Consider the following 16,955-nt stretch of genomic DNA (forward strand, 5'->3'; position numbering starts at 1 on the left):
ACTGGGAAACACGGGACTCGGGCGGCCGACTCGGGATGGCGGCTTCCGTATCAGGCATTCATGGATGCGCGCCGGATCGCGTCGAGCGCGCGCGTCACGTCGTCATCGGTCGTCGACCAGTTGCTCACCGAGATCCGCATGACGCGACGGCCGTGCCAGATGGAGCCGCTGATCCACGCCGTGCCGTCGTCGAGCAGCCGGGTGAGCACCCGTTCCGTGCGTTCGTCGTTGCCGAACTCGGCGCAGACCTGGGTGAATACCACTTCGTTGAGGACCGTCGCGCCGTCGATCCCGGCGATGCCGGTGGCGAACGCGGAGGCGTGTCGGCACAGCCGCTCGACGAGGTCGGCCACACCTGAGCGGCCGAGGGACCTGAGTGCGGCCCACACGGTGAAGGCTCTGCCGCGCCGGGAGAGCTCGGGGACCTTGTCGATGGGGTCGCCGTGTTCGTCCTGGATGAGGTAGTCGCCCTGCAGGCCCATCGCTGCCCGGACCGCGAACGGGTCGCGCACGATGGCGAGGCCACAGTCGTAGGGGACGTTCAGGGTCTTGTGGGCATCCGTCGCCCAGGAGTCGGCGGATGCGCAGCCCGCCGTCAGGTGTGCGTACATCGGCGAGGCGGCCGCCCACAGTCCGAAGGCGCCGTCGATGTGCACCCATGCGTCTGCCTCGCGAGCGGCACGGATCGTCTCGACGAAGGGATCGAAGGCGCCGGAGTGGATGTCTCCGGCCTGGAGGATCACGATCGTGGGGCTCTGCCCGCCGGCCGCCAGGTGGTGCCGCAGGGCCTCGGGCTCGATGCGTCCCTGGTCGTCCGCCTTCACCAGTTGGGGTTTGCCGAGCCCCAGGTAGCGCAGCGCCAGGTCAATGGCCATGTGGCGGTCCTCGCCGACGATGACGCGTACGGCCGGCGCACCCGCGAGTCCGTCACGGGCGACGTTCCAGCCGGTGCGCCGCAGCACCGCTTCGCGCCCGGCGGCGAGGCAGGTGAAGTTCGCCATCGTGGCACCGGTGGTGAAGCCGACGGCGCTGTCGCTCGGCAGGCCGAGCAGATTGAGCAGCCACGCGCCGGCGATGTCTTCCGCCGCCGTGTACGCGGGTGAGACGGCGCTCATCACGCAGTTCTGGTCCCATGCACTGACCAGCCAGTCTGCGGCCAGCGCGGCCGGTTCGGTGCCGCCGACCACGAACCCGTAGAAGCGGCCACTGGGAAACGCGGTGAGCCCCGGCTCGCAGGCCGTGACCAGCAGGTCGACGACGTCGGCAGGGGTGCTCGGACCGTCGGGAAGTTCGACACCGAGCGCGCGCACGATCTCGTCGACCGAAGCGCGGGCGGGGACCCGGCGATCGGAGAGGCTCGCCAGCCAGCGGACGGCATGGCCGTATGCCTGTCGGAGCGCCGCCTCACGCGCGTCCATACCTCGGACTATGAGACAGTCGCCGCCGCCACGCAAGCGACGACTGGCACGATCACGCCCACGCCTTGATCACCGTGCAGCGGAAAGAATGAATCACCCCCGGGCGGGCCCCGGAGCCAGCAGGATGCACCCAAGGACTCGGGGAAGGGTGAGGCGGCAGATGCGCGTCCTGACGTGGAATGTGTGGTGGCGGTTCGGCCCGTGGGAGCAGCGGCAGAAAGCGATCCTGACCGTGCTGCGCGACCTGCAACCCGATGTCATCGGGTTGCAGGAGGTGTGGGCCCGTGGCGGGGAGAACTTCGCGCAGTGGCTCGCCGAAGAACTCGGCATGCAGTGGACCTGGGCCGCCTCGGACGCCCCCGAACGCTGGCAGAAACGGCTCGGGGACTCGACGGTCGATTTCGGCAACGCCGTGCTGAGCCGGTGGCCCATCGTGGACCGCGCCGTGATACGGCTGCCAGCCGCCGAGGGCAATGACGACGGACGTCTGGCTCTGCATGCGCGGACTGGCCGCGCCCACACATCAGGTGCCCTTCTTCACCACCCATTTGACCTCGGAGATCCACGCCTCGGCCGTGCGCTGCGAACAGGTCGCGGTGCTCTCCGAATTCATCGCGGCCCACCGCAGCGGGACCCTCTTTCCGCCCGTGCTCACCGGCGATTTCAACACCTGGCCCGATTCGGACGCGATCCGGCTGCTCGGTGGCTACAAGACGGCCCCCGTGGTCCCCGGCCAAGTCCTCCTCGACGCTTGGGAATACGCCGACCCGACAGCACCGTCGGCCACATGGAATGCGGCAAACCCCTACGTAGCGGCCGGCGGCCCGAGCGTCCGCATCGACTACATCCACGTCGGCCAACCCGGCCCCGGTGGCCTCGGCAGCGTCCGCTCCATTCGCCGCGCGGGCGACGGCCCGGTCGACGGCATATGGCCGTCCGATCATGCTGCGGTGGTCGCGGACCTGGCGGATGCCGATCCTGGAGAGCGCTGAGCCAGAACAACCGCGGCTCCCAAAGACATTCGGACGGGATCCTCGCGCGTTGCCCCGCCGACACGACATCCCTGTAGAGGACTCGGGAGTCCCCCGCCGCCCGCAGCAGTGTGCATCCGCGGTGGCGGCCGGCAACAAGGCCGTCGCGGCTATGACTCCGTCGAGCGGGGCTGGGTCGTCGGGATCCGCGAGGTGAAGAACATCGCGAGGAGAGCGGTGAGAGCGAGGATGGCGAGTGCGGCGCGCAGGCCGTCGATCCTCGCGGCGGCGTTCGCGTCGAGCGCGGCCTGGGTCACCTCCGTGCTCGTGCCCGCTTCGTCGAGGGCGGTCTTGAGCTGGGCGTCCGACAGGAAGGGAGCGCCGCTTTGGAGTTCGACGGCCGCCTGGCTCTTGACGTCGGCCGGGACCGCCGGATTCTGCTCGACGCTGGTCAGGAACGAAGACGTGAGCGCGGCGATCAGGATCGACCCGGCGAGTGCCGTACCGATCGAGGCGCCGAGGTTGGTGACGGCGTTCTGGACGCCGCCGACTTCTGCGCTCTGTGCTTCCGGCACCGCGGACACGGTCACCGATCCGAGCTGGGACGCCAGCGCGCCCATGCCGAGCCCGATCAACAGGAGGGGGATGGTGACGATTTCCGCACCGGCGTCTGCGTCGAGCGCGGCCATCAGGGCCACCGCGCCCGCGAGCAAAGCGAGGATCCCGAGCCGCACCACCCGCCGCGGCGAGACGTCCGGGAAGAAGCGTGGGATCAGGACCGCGGCCGCCAGCAGTGTCAGCGAGAGCGGCAGGATGCGGGCACCGGTCGCGAGCGCGGACAGGCCCAGGGCGACGGACAGATAGAGCGGTACGACGAAGAACACGCCCATCTGAACGAGGTACTGGAAGAAGAACATCGTCAGCCCGCCGGTGAGCTGCTTGTTCTGCAACATGGCCGGGTCGACGAGTGGCTCCCTGTGCCGCTGCACGAGGCGGGCCTCCCAGCGGAGGAAGAGCCAGATCAGAAGCAGACCTGCCAGCATCAGCCACACGACCAGGGAAACCCCGAGCCACGAGGGCGCGTCGGGCTTCGGCTTGAACCAGCCCCATTCGTCCGAGCGGAGTACGCCGTAGACGAAGATCCCGAGCCCGAGGGCGGAGAGCAGGGCGCCGACGAGGTCGATGCGTGGGCGTTCGTCACTCGCAGCGTCAGCGATACGGCGGGCGAGCACCAGGATGCCGAGCACCACCAGGACCTCACCGGCGAACACCCAGCGCCAGGAGAAGTACGTCGTCGCAACACCTCCGATGAGCGGCCCGACCGCGATCGCCACGGCCCCTGCGGCCGCGACGAGTCCGTAGGCGGCGGGACGGCGTTCAGTCGCGAAGTTGCCGGCCACGAGCGCCACGATCGCGGGCAGGATGAGCGCCGCTCCGACTCCCTCGAGGAATGCCCAGCCGAGCAGCAGCACGGGCAAGTTCGGTGCGAGTGCCGTGGTCAGGGAGCCGCAGCCGTAGATGCCGCAGCCGATCATGAACGCGCGCTTGCGGCCGATCAGCGCCCCGACCTTGCCGCCGGGAATCATGAACATCGCCATCACGAGGGTGTAGGCAGTGATCGCGCCTTGGATCCCCGTCACCGTCGTACCCACGTCGTCGGCCACCGTCGCGATCGAGACGTTCATGACAGAGCTGTCGAGCGCCATCAGAAACTGACCGGCCGCGAGCGTCAGCAGAACGAGTCGCGCCGTTGCCGAACTCTCAGCGGTGCCTGCCTTGGGTGCCATGGGCGAATCGTCCCAGCTGCCACGGAGGGCGGATCCGCGACCCGCCACGGAGATCGACCGGTTGCCAGGCGTGAGCTTGGTGGAGCTTCTTCAAGTGGTAGTCGCGATTGGGGACGGTCGCGGATGACGCCCGCCTGGGCGGTGCCGTACGGGCACGGAGGGCACATCTGGCGGCGGCCGCCGTGGCGGTGAGCACCACAGCGGCCGCGATGAGGGTGGTCATGGTGCTCACCCTTGTGGGGTGTTGGGGTCATGGGGTGGGCGGCCTCGCCGCCGAGGTGTCCAGAGCCCGCTCGTCGTGGGCGGCCTGCATCGCAGTCGGCAGGTACGCCCAGTACGTGAACAGGAATGCGGTGCGGTCTTCGACCGACGTGAGCGCGGCCTGGTGCTGCGGGGATCCCGGGTACACGCCGTCCATCGCGGTGGCCTTGTAGCGGGACCACGCCCACGAGACGGCCGCGTACAGGGCGCTGATGGCGATGCCGATCGGGACGAGCAGCGCAAGAACGATGCCCATGGCGGGGGCTCCTGTCGATGTGGTGGGGCCCCGCCTTTCGGGGCTGTTCGCCGGTGAGCTCCGGCTGCTCGTGCTCGAAGGCGCGCTCCTGGTCCTCCGGCGTGAGGGTCCGGTAGCAGGCGCCACAGAGGTGCTCGTCGGCGAAGCGGCCAGTCGCCTCGTGCCGGTCGCCGTACTGCGGGAAAGTCCGCTTCCCGCAGCGGGTGACGGTGGGGTGGTGAGCCATCGCCGGGCGTCAGGACCGGCGCAGTGACGTGATCACGAATGCGGGGATCACCGCCGCGCCGACGATCAGGTGCATCAAGGCCAGCAGGAGCTGGTCGGACGTTGTGACGCCGACCCCGTTGTAGGGAAGACCGCCGACGAGCACCAGAGCCGTGAGCGCCTCCCAGATGACGGTGGCCCGCCGTGGGGCGAATCGTTCCAGCAGCTCCAGCAGTCCCCAGCCGAGCAGCGCCGGGACGACGGAGGCGGCGATCACCGCGCTGATCAGGATGGACTGGGCCGGTCGGCCGAACACAGCGGGAGTCCTGAGGTCGTACCCGGCGACGTCGGTGAGGACGAGCACGTACGTGAGGTTCGCGAGGAGAGCGATGCCGATGGCGGCCGGTCGCAGTACCCGGGCGCTGGTTTCGGTGAGGCGGCGGGCGGACGGTCTCGGCGAGGGCGATGTGGTGGCCACGATGGTTGCTCCGTTGGAAGAGGTCGGGGGTCAGCGGATGAGGACTGACTCCTAATTTCCTCACATGTGGAAACTAATTTCAGCCTATGCTGAAACTGTCGCGAACGGAAGTCCCTGACCTGCTACGGAAGGTGATGCGGTGTGACTGGGCGAGTCCCCGGGAGAGAGCGCGGAGAGCAGGCGGACAAGATCATCGCCGTCGGGCCTGGCGCTTGTTCACGCAGGCGGGTCCCACGGTGTCAAGCAGAATGGCGGGCCCCCGCGAAGGATGCCCGTCCCAAGCCTTGACCAGCCGAGGTCGGCGCAGGTGGCGGAACTGCTGGGGACGACGGAGCGCTTCCCGCGCCGCCTGGTGGCCGAACGGCGGATCACCTTCGTGCAGGTCGGTCGCCATGTACGCATCCCGGAACGTGCCCTCGTTGACTTCATCGAGGGCAACACGATCGAGCCTGTGCAGCGCCGCAGAACGCGGCACGGGAGGGCTGACTGATGGCCAACAACAAGCGCAGACGCCGCACCTTCGATGCCGTGCGGAAACTCCCCTCGGGGCGCTTCCAGGCCCGCTATCCAGGCAGAGTGATGCGGCCGGCGCCCGTCGCCTTCGAAACGGCTCGCGACGCTGATGACTGGCTCGCCGAGAAGCAGACCGAGATCCGGCGCGGTGACTGGGCGGACCCTGATGCAAGAGCGGTGGCCTGGGCTCTGACTGGCACCCGCTGTTGACCGTGGTTTACCGACCGGAAACTCTTCCGCGGCCAGTGAGAAGCCTCTTTTGCTACCTCGCCGCGGTAGACCTGACCATTGCCGTCAATTACCACCGTCAACGCCCCCACAGCGAGCTGCTGCGGGGGCGTGCGGGCTGGTGGGCGCGGACGGTTTCGAACCGCCGACATCTGCTTTGTAAGCCTGGCGCCGATCACAGGACGGTCCTGGCTGCACCGCTTTACACCCCAATTGACCGTGGCTGACCGCTCGATCTGGCACGGATCTGGCACGCGCGGCGTCGCAGACACCTGCCTTGTAGGTTCGATCCCGGCCTCGGTGTTGCTCAGCAGAGCCACCTTTGCCTGGCAGGGGCGTGGCTGCATCGGTCTGCTGGCTACCGCTGTGGTCCGCAGCTGTTGATGTCACCTGGTGATGTCAGCGAATACAGTTGGTGGGCTTCTGCCTCGCCCCTGCAGCGGCCGTTCTCACGGCCCTGGGCCGTGAGTACGGTCGGATACTGCCGGACGGTCGGGTGCTACCACCAGATGACGACGTATCCGTTGCCGCCAGGAGTACCGGGCTCGCCGGGGACACCGGCCCCGGTGCCGCCCTGGCCGCCGTTGCCGCCTGCCGCGGCACCGTTGGGCGGGCTGACGATGCCGTCTGCGGCGTCACCGCCGTGACCGCCGAAGTGGTCCTCGACGTCACCGCCATTACCACCCTCAGCGTCGATGCAGTCTACGTTGACATTATCTTCAACGCTGCCGCCGTCGCCACCGTTACCGCCTTCGGCCTCGGCGTTACCGCCGTCGCCGCCATTACCTCCAAATGCGGTGAGAGCCGCCTCCCCGTCGTCGACCACACTCGTGGCGGTGCCGGCGCCTCCGTCGGTACCGTCCTGGCCCGGCTGGCCGCCGGTGCCTGCGTGACCGCCGTGGCCGACATGCACCGCGAGATCGTCCCCCGGGTCCAGCACGGTCTGGTCCATCACACAGAAGGCGAAGCCGCCGGCCCCGCCGCCACCACCACCGCCACCGCCTGAGGGCTGGGCGGCGCGGCTGTTGTTCAGCGGTGCGGCGCCACCGCCACCGCCGCCACCGCCGCCACCGGCACCCCATGCCTGGATGTACACCGCTTTGACGCCCTTGGGGACCCTGAACGTCCCGTCCTCGGTGAACTCCCGCAGTCCGTGGCTCTCCTTCTCCCTCTTGGGGTCTTCGCCACCGGCATGCGCCACAGGCGCTGTGACGAGCAGCTGACCGGTCAGCGCCGCGGCCGCCGCCATGGCGGCCGCGAGCATCATCCTGCGACGCGCGGGGCGTGCGGGCTGACTGTTCCCATTCATGGTGCCCTTCCCTCGTAGCCCATCAGGGGCCACGGCAGTGCGATGAACCGAATGTTCGGACCGAGTGGCCCGAGGCCCACCCCACAGGCCCGCCCACCGTCCCGCCAGCAGAGATGCCCTTGCCTGGCCCAACCGGGGCGCAAGATCCCCTGCTCGGGCTACCTGCCCGAACAGGCCGCGTCCGGTGAAGAGCCGAGGCCGGTGGAGCCTGGTCCGAAAATGAGCACCTCCGCAGCCCAAATCTCCGAAGCGAGGCCTGCTCGCAGCTCGGCAACAGTCGGCGGAACGGCTTTGGGCTGGAGCTGCCATGGGGCGAGAGATCGGGGCCCGTAAGCTTGCCGCGACTCGGGCAGTCTGTGGACCTAACGTCGCGTCCCCAAGGTGTGGTTGATGCGCGTTTGGTGGTGAGGGGGTTGACGGCCATCGAGGCCCCTGGCAGGTCGGATAGCGGTGAAGTATCTGACCTGTGGAGCCTCGATGTCTTGTCATCGTGTCACCGCAGCGGGAGTGAACTCCAGAGTTGGGCAGCGGATCGCGTCGGCACGGGCAGCTGCCGGAATCCGGCTGGAGGCGCTGGATGAGTTCGTGTCCCCGCAGGCGGTGGAGGAAGCCGTCCGTTCTTGTGGCCGCCTCGACAGATGTTGGTGCGCGAGCCTGCCGGCCAGCGCGGTGGTCTACTTCGTGCTGGCGATGTGCCTGCACTTCAGCGACAGCTATGCGGAGATCCTGCGCAAGCTCACCGACGGCCTGCGCGGAGCAGTCCACGCGGGCGCCCTGCGGGTGGCAGGCACCTCCGCCATCTCCAAGGCCCGCACGCGGCTGGGCCCTGAGCCGCTGAAGGTCCTGTTCGAGCAGGTGCGCGGCCCGCTGACCACCGCGCAGTCGCCCGGCGCGTTCGCCTTCGGCCGGCGCCTGCTGATGCTGTCCCTGGACGGCACCGTCCTCGACGTCGCGCCCACGCAGGCCAATACCAAGGCATTCGGCCCGCCCCCGGGCGGCAGCCGCAAACCCGGACGCCACCCGCAGGTCAAACTCGTCCTGCTGATCGCCTGCGGCACCCGCGGCATCCTCGACGGCCGCTTCGGCCCGCGCCGGGACAACGAAGTCGCCCTGGCCAAACACCTGGCCACCGCCCCGACACTGTCCGGCGGACAGCTCGTGCTGATGGACCGGGCCTTCCACGGCCACGACATCCTCGCCCGGATCACCGACTGCGGCGGCGACTTCATCGTCCGGGCCCATGCCCACCACTGGTTGCCCCACCTGCGTGAACTCGCGGACGGAAGCTTCCTGTCCTGCGTCCCGGACCGGGCCTCCAGCCAACGCCAGGCCGCCTCCCGCTTCTGCAACCGGCGCATGCCCCCGAGCCACCCGGACGGCGTCGCGGTACGGGTCGTGGACGCCGACATCACGGCCACCCCCGAACACGGACCGCCCCGCACCCGCCCCCTGCGCGTGATCACCAGTCTGCTGGACCCCGGCGAAGCCCCGGCCGAGCAGGTTGCCGCGGTCTATGCAGAACGCTGGAACAGCGAGACCAGCCTGTTCGAGGCCAAGATCCTCCAACGCGACCACCGGCCACTGCTGCGGTCCAAGAACCCCGACGGCGTCACCCAGGAAATCTACGGACTGCTCATCACCCACCAGTACCTGCAGGCCCAACGGGCCCGCGCCGCCCAGGCCAGCCGGGATCCCGAGACCGGCCAGGAACTGGACCCCGACCGCATCTCCTTCACCGCGGTCCTCCGCACGGTCCGCCGCCACCTGCACTACCGACCCGCCGCAGGACAGCCCTTGCTGATCACCATCGTCCAGGCGGAGGCCCTGGCCCAGCTCATCCCCCGCAGACCCCACCGCACCAGACCACGCGCCAGACAGGCACCCAACCACCGCACGAGAGCACCGGGACCCGTGCCAACCGGCAACGTCACCTACACGATCACCATCTGCCGCCGAGACAAGACCCCGCGCGTCACACCTCAACCATCAGCCAAATAGCGACGCGACGTTAGTCTCTGGACCTGCCCGCAATAGCCCGATGTGGGCCCCGATCTTCGAGGCTCGCCCCATGGTGGCTGCGTAAAGCCGCGGAGCCGACCGCCCCAGCCCCGTGCTGGCCGCTTTCGCCACGGCCAAGTCGTCTCGCTCTAGCCGCGCGACCGGCGTAGCCGGGTCCGGAGCGGGGCGGAGACAGGAGCGTCGGGACCCGGCGGTGAGCCGGGGAGCGCGCGGCGAGCGGAGCGAGCCGCCTTGAACCCGTAGAGAAGATTTCTACTCACCACCTCTGCCGGGAGTTGGTTGGGCTGCCGATCGTCACCTGTCGGGGGTCAGTCCTGACGGCTACGCTGGTGCGGGCCAGCTGATGACTCAGGGAGTGGGCTCAAAGGGGTGGGACCGAAGTCGGAGCGGGTCTACCGCACGATTCACGAGTGGGTTGCGTCGGGGAAGTTGAAGCCCGGAGAGAAGCTGCCCTCTGAGCGCACCTTGGCGAAAGAGCTAGAGATCGGCCGTACCCAGCTGCGCACTGTGCTGGCCAAGCTCGTTGCCGGGAAGGCCATCGAGTCGTACGCCCGAAGCTCCTACCGGGTGCCGTCGCGTGCCGTGAGCCTCGAGCGGCCAGATGATCTGGAATCGTGGCAGATCCACGGTGGAGGAGGCATCTGGCACGTAAATGGCACGACGCCACTCCCCCGCCAGAATCGGGGAGGAACGAACAAGGCCCAGGCTTCCGGTTTGCTGCCGGTGACCTGGGCCTTCGTCGTGCTTCCTGCTGGTGGGCGCGGACGGTTTCGAACCGCCGACATCTGCTTTGTAAGTTCGATCCCGGCGTCGGTTTTGCTCAGCAGGGCCACCTCCGCCTGGCAGGGGTGAGGCCGCATCGGTCTGCTGGCTACCGCCCTGGTCCGCTGCTGTTGATGTCACCTGGTGATGTCAGCGAATACAGCTGGTGGGCCTCTGCCTCGCCCCTGCAGCGACCGCTCTCACGGCCCCGGGCCGTGAGAGCGGTCGGATACTGCCGGACGGTCGGGTGCTACCACCAGATGACGACGTATCCGTTGCCGCCAGGAGTACCGGGCTCGCCGGGGACACCGGCGCCCGTGCCGCCCTGGCCGCCGTTGCCGCCTTCCCCGGCACCGTCGGGCGGGCTGACGATGCCGTCCTCGGAGCTGCCGCCGTTGCCGCCGTTCCCGCCTTCTGCACCGGTGTGGCCGGAGTCGCCGGTTTCGCCGGGTCGGCTCACGTGGTCATCGTTGGAGCAGTCCTCGGAGTCGCCGCCGTCGCCGCCGTTGCCACTATCGCCCTGGTTGTCCTCGGAGTCGCCGCCGTCGCCGCCATTACCTGAATCTGCCTGGAGAAATTGCCCCTCCTCTTCGTCGATCACACTCGTGGCGGTACCGGCGCCTCCGTCGGTACCGTCCTGGCCCGGCTGGCCGCCGGTGCCTGCGTGACCGCCGTGGCCGACATGCACCGCGAGATCGTCCCCCTGGTTCAGCGGGTCGAACACACAGAAGACGAAGCCACCGGCCCCGCCGCCACCACCACCGCCACCACCTGTGGCCTGGGCGGCGCGGCTGTTGTTCAGCGGTGCGGCGCCGCCACCACCACCGCCACCGCCGCCACCGGCACCCCATGCCTGGATGTACACCGCTTTGACGCCCTTGGGGACCCTGAACGTCCCGTCCTCGGTGAACTCCCGCAGTCCGTGGCTCTCCTTCTCCCTCTTGGGGTCTTCGCCACCGGCATGCGCCACAGGCGCTGTGACGAGCAGCTGACCGGTCAGCGCCGCGGGCCGCCATGGCGGCCGCGAGCATCATCCTGCGACGCGCGGGGCGTGCGGGCTGACTGTTCCCATTCATGGTGCCCTTCCCTCGTAGCCCATCAGGGGCCACGGCAGTGCGATGAACCGAATGTTCGGACCGAGCGGTCCGAGGCCCACCCCACAGGCCCGCCCACCGTCCCGCCAGCAGAGATGCCCTTGCCTGGCCCAACCGGGGCGCAAGATCCCCTGCTCGGGCTACCTGCACGGTCAGGCCACGTTCGGTGAAGAGCCAAGGTGAGTGGAGTCTGGTCCGAAAATGAGCACCTGCGCGGCTCGGCAACAGTCGGCGGAGCGGCTTTGGGCTGGAGCTGCCATGGGGCGAGAGATCGGGGCCCGTAAGCTTTCCGCGACTCGGGCAGTCGACCTGCCCGCAATAGCCCGATGTGGGCCCCGATCTTCGAGGCTCGCCCCATGGTGGCTGCGTAAAGCCGTGGAGCCGACCGCCCCAGCCCCCTGATGGCCGTTTTCGCATCGGCCAAGTCCCCTCGCTCTAGCCGCGCGACCGGCGTAGCCGGGTCCGGAGCGGGGCGGAGACAGGAGCGTCGGGACCCGGCGGTGAGCCGGGGAGCGCGCGGCGAGCGGAGCGAGCCGCCTTGAACCCGTAGAGAAGATTTCTACTCACTCACTGACCGCATGGCCTTACTCGCGGGCTGGCATTGCTCCTACCAGCGCGTTTACAGCCGTCTCGAATTGGCATATGCGTCTCCGGCAGATAATGGTGTCCCACTTGGGACATCGGGGCAGTATCGGAGCATGTCCACTCGGCGAAGTAGGCAGCGACGTAAGCCTGTTGGGCCGCAGCCCCGGCGAGGAGCCAAGGCCCCCCGGAGTACGCCCCGTCCGTCGGAGCAGGGCACCCCTGAAGAGCGGCGAGCGACCGCCGTACGGCGGCTAGTTGGCCCCGGGGAGCGGCGCCGCTTGCTGTCGGAGGAACTAGCGGAGGTTGAGGCCGAACTGCGTCCTGCCGTGTTTGACGCGGTCGGTGCTGGCGTGCCTTACCGACGCATCGAGGAGCTGACAGGCATCCCGCGGGCCACGGTTGCCCGTTGGGTCAAAGCTGGCGCGCCTTCGGGCAACTGAACCAACAGGAAAGCGGGCCGCGCCCGATGACAGCGGACGCGGCCCAACCGATTCGAAGGAGTCGAAGCCGTGTCGAATCGATCCGCCTCAATCATGCCCGCCGCAGGTGCGTCCGTCGTTGGCGCGCGACCCGGCCTTCGGGCACCGGACACGCCATTGGGCAGAGCGCGCTTGGAGCGTGGCTGGTCCCGCACCAAGGTGATCCGCGAGCTGATCCTCGTTGCTGAGCAGTGGGGATGGGAGATCGCGACTGGTACCTCCTTGCAGGTGCAGCTCCATCGCTGGGAGCACCAGATCGGACGCCCCAATCAGAGCTACCAGGCGCTACTCTGTGCGACCTTTCGCGCGTACCCAAACCAACTGGGCTTCATTGAACGAACGGCCCCAATCGCGTCCGCTACAGCTCTGCATGCTTTGCCAGGTTCGGAGCAGCCACCTCGGGGTCACAAGGCACCGGACACGCCATTGGGCAGGGCGCGTCTTGAGCGCGGATGGTCTCGTATCACCGCGGTGCGTGCGATCAGCATCGTCGCAGACCAGTGGGGCTGCCAGATTGCCTCCGAGGCTTCGCTGAAGGTGCAGCTTCATCGCTGGGAACACGGGGAGGCACAGCCGAACCAGCGGTACCAGGCGCTGCTGTGCGCGATCTTCCGCACGTCTCCGGAGCAGCTGGGGTTCAACAGTCGGCCGGCCTGTTCCGTCCATGAGGATCTGCTGGCTCGCATCGATGTCCTTGAGGGCCAGGTGCGGCGATTGGCCGGATTGCTCGCGGCTGCCTGACTGCGGCGAAGCCTCGTGCATCCGCGCAGGTGAGGAAGAGTTAACACTCAAGTTAACCCCGCCGGGCGTGGCTTGGAACGGGCGCGTATGGGGCACGAGGGACTGAACGAAGCCCCGGACAGTAATCAGGGCCAGGCGCAGGAATGATCCTCTGGCCAGGCCCTGATTCGATCGGATGCTCAAAACGTCGGCCGGTCGTCATTGACCGCCCCGGTTGATGTCAAAAGTGGATGTCAAAGGCCCCCAGCCATGATCGGCTGGGGGCCTTTGCACTGGTGGGCGCGGACGGTTTCGAACCGCCGACATCTGCTTTGTAAGAGCAGCGCTCTACCCCTGAGCTACGCACCCGTGGATGAAGGAACAGCGTACATGGCAGATGGGGCCGCCCTGCAAACCCGTTCCCGGCCGTCGGTCCCCACGCCCCTCGGTACTGGGGATAGCCCCACCCCACTAACGGTGGTCGCCCGGATCGCTCCCCACTCCCCCGCGCTCATACCGTGGGGGCACATCGGCAGAACCACCTGGGGGAACGATCACCATGGCCGCACTGACCACCCGACGCAATCGCACCCGCGCGTTCATCGCACTCGGAGGCACCGTCCTCGGTGCTCTCGCGCTCACCGGGTGCGGTGGTGCCGACGCCGGGGACGCGCCGGTCGAGAACCGGTCGTTTCCGCTGGAAGGGAAGGCGCTCACCATCGATTCCGACAACTCGGCCATCGAGATCGTGCCCGCCGATGTGAAGGACGTGCAGGTCACCCGGCAGGTCGACGGGTGGGTGTTCATGGGGAGCGGGCCCGGGGCCTCTTGGAGGATGAAGGACGGGAAGCTCACCCTCCGGGTGAAGTGCGATGCCGTTGCGAGCAGCTGCGAGGCCCGGCACACGGTGAAGGTGCCGCGAGGTGTCGCCGTGACCGTGGAGGACGACAACGGGAGCGTGACCGCCAGTGGGTTCGACACCGCGCTCAAGATCCGGTCCGACAATGGCGCCGTGACCGTACGGGACGCCAGCGGGCCGCTGCGGCTCGACACGGACAACGGGGAGGTCGTCGCCGAGCGGGTCAGCTCCAAGGCCGTGACTGTGGGGGCGGAGAACGGGTCCGTGCGGCTCGGGCTCAGTGCCGTGCCCGATCGGGTCGAGACCGTCAGTGACAACGGCGCCATCACCGTCGAGCTGCCCCGCGCGGGCGCTCCGTACGCCGTGACGGCCAAGAGCGACAACGGTGATGTGGACGTCGACGTCCCCACCGACGACGGCAGCTCACATGTCGTGAAGGCCCGCAGCGACAACGGCAACGTCACCGTGCGAAGCGCGAACTAACCAGCCCGTGTGTTCGTCACTACCTGGTGGGACAATGAACCGGGCAGGGCGACACAGCACGGGAGAGGGATGTGACGGCGACACACGCGCAGCCGCACGCAAAAAGAGGTGCGAGAGCGAGTGCGAGTGCCGTCCGCGATGTCCTCGCGCTGATGCTGTTGCCTCTGCCACTGGTCGTCGCGGCGCTGCCGGGTGCCTTCGCCGGCGGGGGCGGGGGTGGTCGGCGCTGGTTCGGCGGGCGGGACGAGAGTGAGCGGGCCGATGCGCAGGCCGCGAAGGACGCTGCTGCCGCCGCCTTCTACGAGCTGGACACCGCCCAGCGCGATCTGCGGATCTCGATCGAGACGATCACGGCGGTGGACAGTTCGCCGGGGGCGCGTCGGGCGGTCGACGACTTCGCCGCGCTGGGGCAGCGGATCGACGAGGCAAGTCATCGGTACATCACCGCCGTCGACGCGCACGATCTCGACCGGCACGACCTCGAAGCACACGTCGCCTCGCAGGCGCGCGGGGAGTTGAACCGGGCCAAGGACGAGCTCGTACGGGTCAAGGGCGAGCTCGACCGGTTCGCCCAGGGGCTCGGGCCGCTGCTCGACAAGGCGGAGACGCAGCTCGCCCGGCTCGCCCCCGCCGTGGAGCGGGCGAGACAGGCGCTCCTTTCCGCGAGCAATGCTCTCGATTCGGTACGGGGCTCCGGTCTGCGAGCGGATGATCTCGCGGCCCGGCTCGCGGCGCTCGGGCCCGAGCTGACCAAGCTCAATCAGGGCGCAGGGCGGCACGGCGTCGCCGAGACCCTCCAGCGGGCCGACCGCGTGCTGCGGGACGCCGAAGCGGTACGCGCTGAGGCCGAGCGGCTGCCCGAGCGTGCTGCCGAGACCGACAAACGCCTGGTCTCCCTCCGTACCCGCGCACAGGCCCTCACCACCCGTGCCGGGTCCGTCGAGCCCGTTCTGAGCGAGCTGCGGCGGCGTTTCTCCGCCGCCTGCTGGCAGGATCTCCAGCCGGTGCCCGAGCAGGCTGCGATCAGCGTCCGCCAGGCCGAGGAGAAGCTCAGGGAGGCGGCCAAGGCGCGGGACGAGCAGCGGTGGGCGGATGCGACAGCCCTGCTCAGCACGGTACGGGCGCTGCTGAACACCACCGACGAGGCGGTCTCCGCGGCCGGTGACCGGCTGCAGCGGCTCAATGCCGTGGCCAAGGATCCGCAGCAGGAGATCGAGCGCACCCGGTTCGCCGTACGGGACGCGCAGCGCCTCGCCATGGCCGGGCGCAACACCCCGGACCCGAGGCATGCACAGCCGCTGGACGACGCGGTGGGGCGGCTGGAGCGGGCCATCGCAGGGCTCGAGGGCCGGCACCCCGACTACTGGCACTTCCTGACCGAGACGGAAGCGGTACGGCGTACGGCCGCGCGCGTCGTGGAGCAGATCCGCGAGGACCGCGGCGCGGGCGCCGGGCGGGGCTGAGTTCTCCCCGGCTGGACGGACCCCGGCTGCACTGACTCGCACGCTGGGCCCGGCCCGGTCGGGCCCGTCGCTCCCGCCCCGGAGCGCCGCCCGCCCCGCCCCGACCTTGTCCAGTTTTCGCCAATGATTTGAACCGCATCCCACTCGGGCGGATCCTGGAAGCCGTACATGAGTACGTACCAAGGAGGCCGGACATGGCCGCACACGTACTGCCGTCCAAATCCAAGCGCAATCCCAGCCACCGCAACCGTCCCCGTCTCGACGAGCATCTGCCCGTCGATCACCGGCTCAGCCAGGTCTACCGCGTCGGCGCGGGGCTGACCGGGCTGGTGCTGCTCGCCTTCGGCATCCTCGGGCTGATCAACAAGGTCGGCTTCTTCGACACCGACGGCGACACCATCGCGGGCCTCAACACCAACGGCACGCTGAGCGTCCTCTCCATCTGCGTCGGAGTGCTGCTCTTCGTCGGCATGGTCATCGGCGGCAACTTCGCCTCCACCCTGAACATGGTCCTCGGCATACTCTTCATAGCCAGCGGCTTCATCAACCTCGGCCTGCTGGACAAGAGCTTCAACCCGCTCGCCTTCCACATACAGAACGTCCTGTTCAGCTTTGTGGTCGGCGTGATGCTGATGTTCTTCGGAATGTACGGGAGGGTCAGTTCGACGCTGCCCCACGACAACCCCTACTACAGGGCCCGCCACTCGGGCGGGGCCGAACCGGCGGAGAAGTCGGCGCAGGCTGAACCGACGGGACAGGCGGAACAGGAGCAGCGCTAGCCTTACGGCATGCCTCGTTACGAATACCGCTGCCGCAGCTGCGGCGACACCTTCGAAGTAAACCGGCCGATGGCCCAGTCCTCCGACCCGGCGAGCTGCCCTGCGGGGCATGAGGACACCGTCAAGCTGCTCTCGGCCGTCGCCGTCGGCGGCACGAAGTCCGCGCCCGCGCCGAGCGGCGGCGCGGGCGGAGGCGGGGGCGGCGGTTGCTGCGGAGGCGGCTGCTGCGGCTGACGCCACCGCGCCGAGCCGCAGCCCTGCCGTCAGGTCCCAGCTGCGATTGGTCA

The 16,955-nt window shown here is 68.8% G+C and carries 15 protein-coding genes, 1 tRNA gene and 1 pseudogene; 10 read left to right on the top strand and 7 right to left on the bottom strand.

What is annotated here, in order from left to right; genetic code table 11:
• Positions 1-50: 50 nt before the first annotated feature.
• The gene (locus ACI2LP_RS04685) at positions 51-1,418 is read right to left on the bottom strand and encodes a pyridoxal phosphate-dependent decarboxylase family protein (RefSeq protein ID WP_404723110.1); all 1,368 of its coding nucleotides are present in this window, start codon (positions 1,416-1,418) and stop codon (positions 51-53) included.
• A 160-nt stretch (positions 1,419-1,578) separates the two neighbouring features.
• Between ACI2LP_RS04685 and ACI2LP_RS04690 the strand changes: the two are divergent.
• Positions 1,579-2,410: pseudogene (locus tag ACI2LP_RS04690) on the top strand (endonuclease/exonuclease/phosphatase family protein).
• Positions 2,411-2,559: 149 nt separating this feature from the next.
• Here the strand turns inward: ACI2LP_RS04690 and ACI2LP_RS04695 are convergent.
• From ACI2LP_RS04695 to ACI2LP_RS04705, 3 genes are all read right to left on the bottom strand, one after another.
• Complete coding sequence (locus tag ACI2LP_RS04695) at positions 2,560-4,176, bottom strand: MFS transporter (RefSeq protein ID WP_404723111.1); 1,617 nt, start codon at positions 4,174-4,176, stop codon at positions 2,560-2,562.
• Positions 4,177-4,426: 250 nt separating this feature from the next.
• A complete protein-coding gene (locus ACI2LP_RS04700; RefSeq protein ID WP_404723112.1) occupies positions 4,427-4,693 on the bottom strand; it encodes a hypothetical protein in 267 nt (88 codons plus the stop codon).
• Positions 4,694-4,928: 235 nt separating this feature from the next.
• The gene (locus ACI2LP_RS04705) at positions 4,929-5,375 is read right to left on the bottom strand and encodes a DUF6069 family protein (RefSeq protein ID WP_404723113.1); all 447 of its coding nucleotides are present in this window, start codon (positions 5,373-5,375) and stop codon (positions 4,929-4,931) included.
• A 268-nt stretch (positions 5,376-5,643) separates the two neighbouring features.
• Here ACI2LP_RS04705 and ACI2LP_RS04710 point away from each other — a divergent pair, with 268 nt between their 5' ends.
• Positions 5,644-5,865, top strand: a complete 222-nt coding sequence (locus tag ACI2LP_RS04710; protein WP_404723114.1) for an excisionase family DNA-binding protein — start codon at positions 5,644-5,646, stop codon at positions 5,863-5,865.
• Complete coding sequence (locus ACI2LP_RS04715) at positions 5,865-6,098, top strand: hypothetical protein (protein WP_404723115.1); 234 nt, start codon at positions 5,865-5,867, stop codon at positions 6,096-6,098. Before ACI2LP_RS04710 ends, ACI2LP_RS04715 begins: the two co-directional genes overlap by 1 nt.
• A 517-nt stretch (positions 6,099-6,615) precedes the next feature.
• Here ACI2LP_RS04715 and ACI2LP_RS04720 read toward each other — a convergent pair.
• Positions 6,616-7,425: a hypothetical protein gene (locus ACI2LP_RS04720; RefSeq protein WP_404723116.1), complete on the bottom strand. Its 810-nt coding sequence runs from the start codon at positions 7,423-7,425 to the stop codon at positions 6,616-6,618.
• 507 nt (positions 7,426-7,932) lie between these two features.
• Between ACI2LP_RS04720 and ACI2LP_RS04725 the strand changes: the two genes are divergently transcribed.
• Entirely contained in the window at positions 7,933-9,423 is a 1,491-nt protein-coding gene (locus ACI2LP_RS04725) for an IS4 family transposase (RefSeq protein WP_404723117.1), read from the top strand.
• Positions 9,424-9,813: 390 nt separating this feature from the next.
• The gene (locus ACI2LP_RS04730; protein ID WP_404723118.1) at positions 9,814-10,296 is read left to right on the top strand and encodes a winged helix-turn-helix domain-containing protein; all 483 of its coding nucleotides are present in this window, start codon (positions 9,814-9,816) and stop codon (positions 10,294-10,296) included.
• Positions 10,297-10,456: 160 nt separating this feature from the next.
• Here ACI2LP_RS04730 and ACI2LP_RS04735 read toward each other — a convergent pair whose 3' ends face one another.
• Entirely contained in the window at positions 10,457-11,176 is a 720-nt protein-coding gene (locus ACI2LP_RS04735; protein ID WP_404723119.1) for a hypothetical protein, read from the bottom strand.
• A gap of 1,347 nt (positions 11,177-12,523) precedes the next feature.
• Here ACI2LP_RS04735 and ACI2LP_RS04740 point away from each other — a divergent pair.
• Positions 12,524-13,105: a hypothetical protein gene (locus tag ACI2LP_RS04740; RefSeq protein ID WP_404723120.1), complete on the top strand. Its 582-nt coding sequence runs from the start codon at positions 12,524-12,526 to the stop codon at positions 13,103-13,105.
• A gap of 273 nt (positions 13,106-13,378) precedes the next feature.
• Here ACI2LP_RS04740 and ACI2LP_RS04745 read toward each other — a convergent pair.
• Positions 13,379-13,453: transfer RNA gene (locus ACI2LP_RS04745), tRNA-Val, on the bottom strand.
• A 190-nt stretch (positions 13,454-13,643) separates the two neighbouring features.
• On the opposite strand from ACI2LP_RS04745, the gene ACI2LP_RS04750 reads away from it, so the two are divergent.
• The 4 genes from ACI2LP_RS04750 (at position 13,644) to ACI2LP_RS04765 (ending at position 16,902) form a co-directional block, all read left to right on the top strand.
• Positions 13,644-14,426: a DUF4097 family beta strand repeat-containing protein gene (locus ACI2LP_RS04750; protein WP_404723121.1), complete on the top strand. Its 783-nt coding sequence runs from the start codon at positions 13,644-13,646 to the stop codon at positions 14,424-14,426.
• A gap of 71 nt (positions 14,427-14,497) precedes the next feature.
• On the top strand, positions 14,498-15,889 hold the full coding sequence (locus ACI2LP_RS04755) for a hypothetical protein (protein ID WP_404723122.1): 1,392 nt from the start codon (positions 14,498-14,500) through the stop codon (positions 15,887-15,889).
• A 194-nt stretch (positions 15,890-16,083) separates the two neighbouring features.
• Complete coding sequence (locus ACI2LP_RS04760; RefSeq protein ID WP_404723123.1) at positions 16,084-16,668, top strand: DUF4383 domain-containing protein; 585 nt, start codon at positions 16,084-16,086, stop codon at positions 16,666-16,668.
• Positions 16,669-16,677: 9 nt separating this feature from the next.
• Positions 16,678-16,902, top strand: coding sequence for a zinc ribbon domain-containing protein (locus ACI2LP_RS04765; protein WP_360874554.1), 225 nt, complete (start codon positions 16,678-16,680; stop codon positions 16,900-16,902).
• Positions 16,903-16,955 lie beyond the last annotated feature (53 nt).

This window comes from Streptomyces sp. NPDC019890 (assembly GCF_044903445.1).
GTDB lineage: Bacteria > Actinomycetota > Actinomycetes > Streptomycetales > Streptomycetaceae > Streptomyces.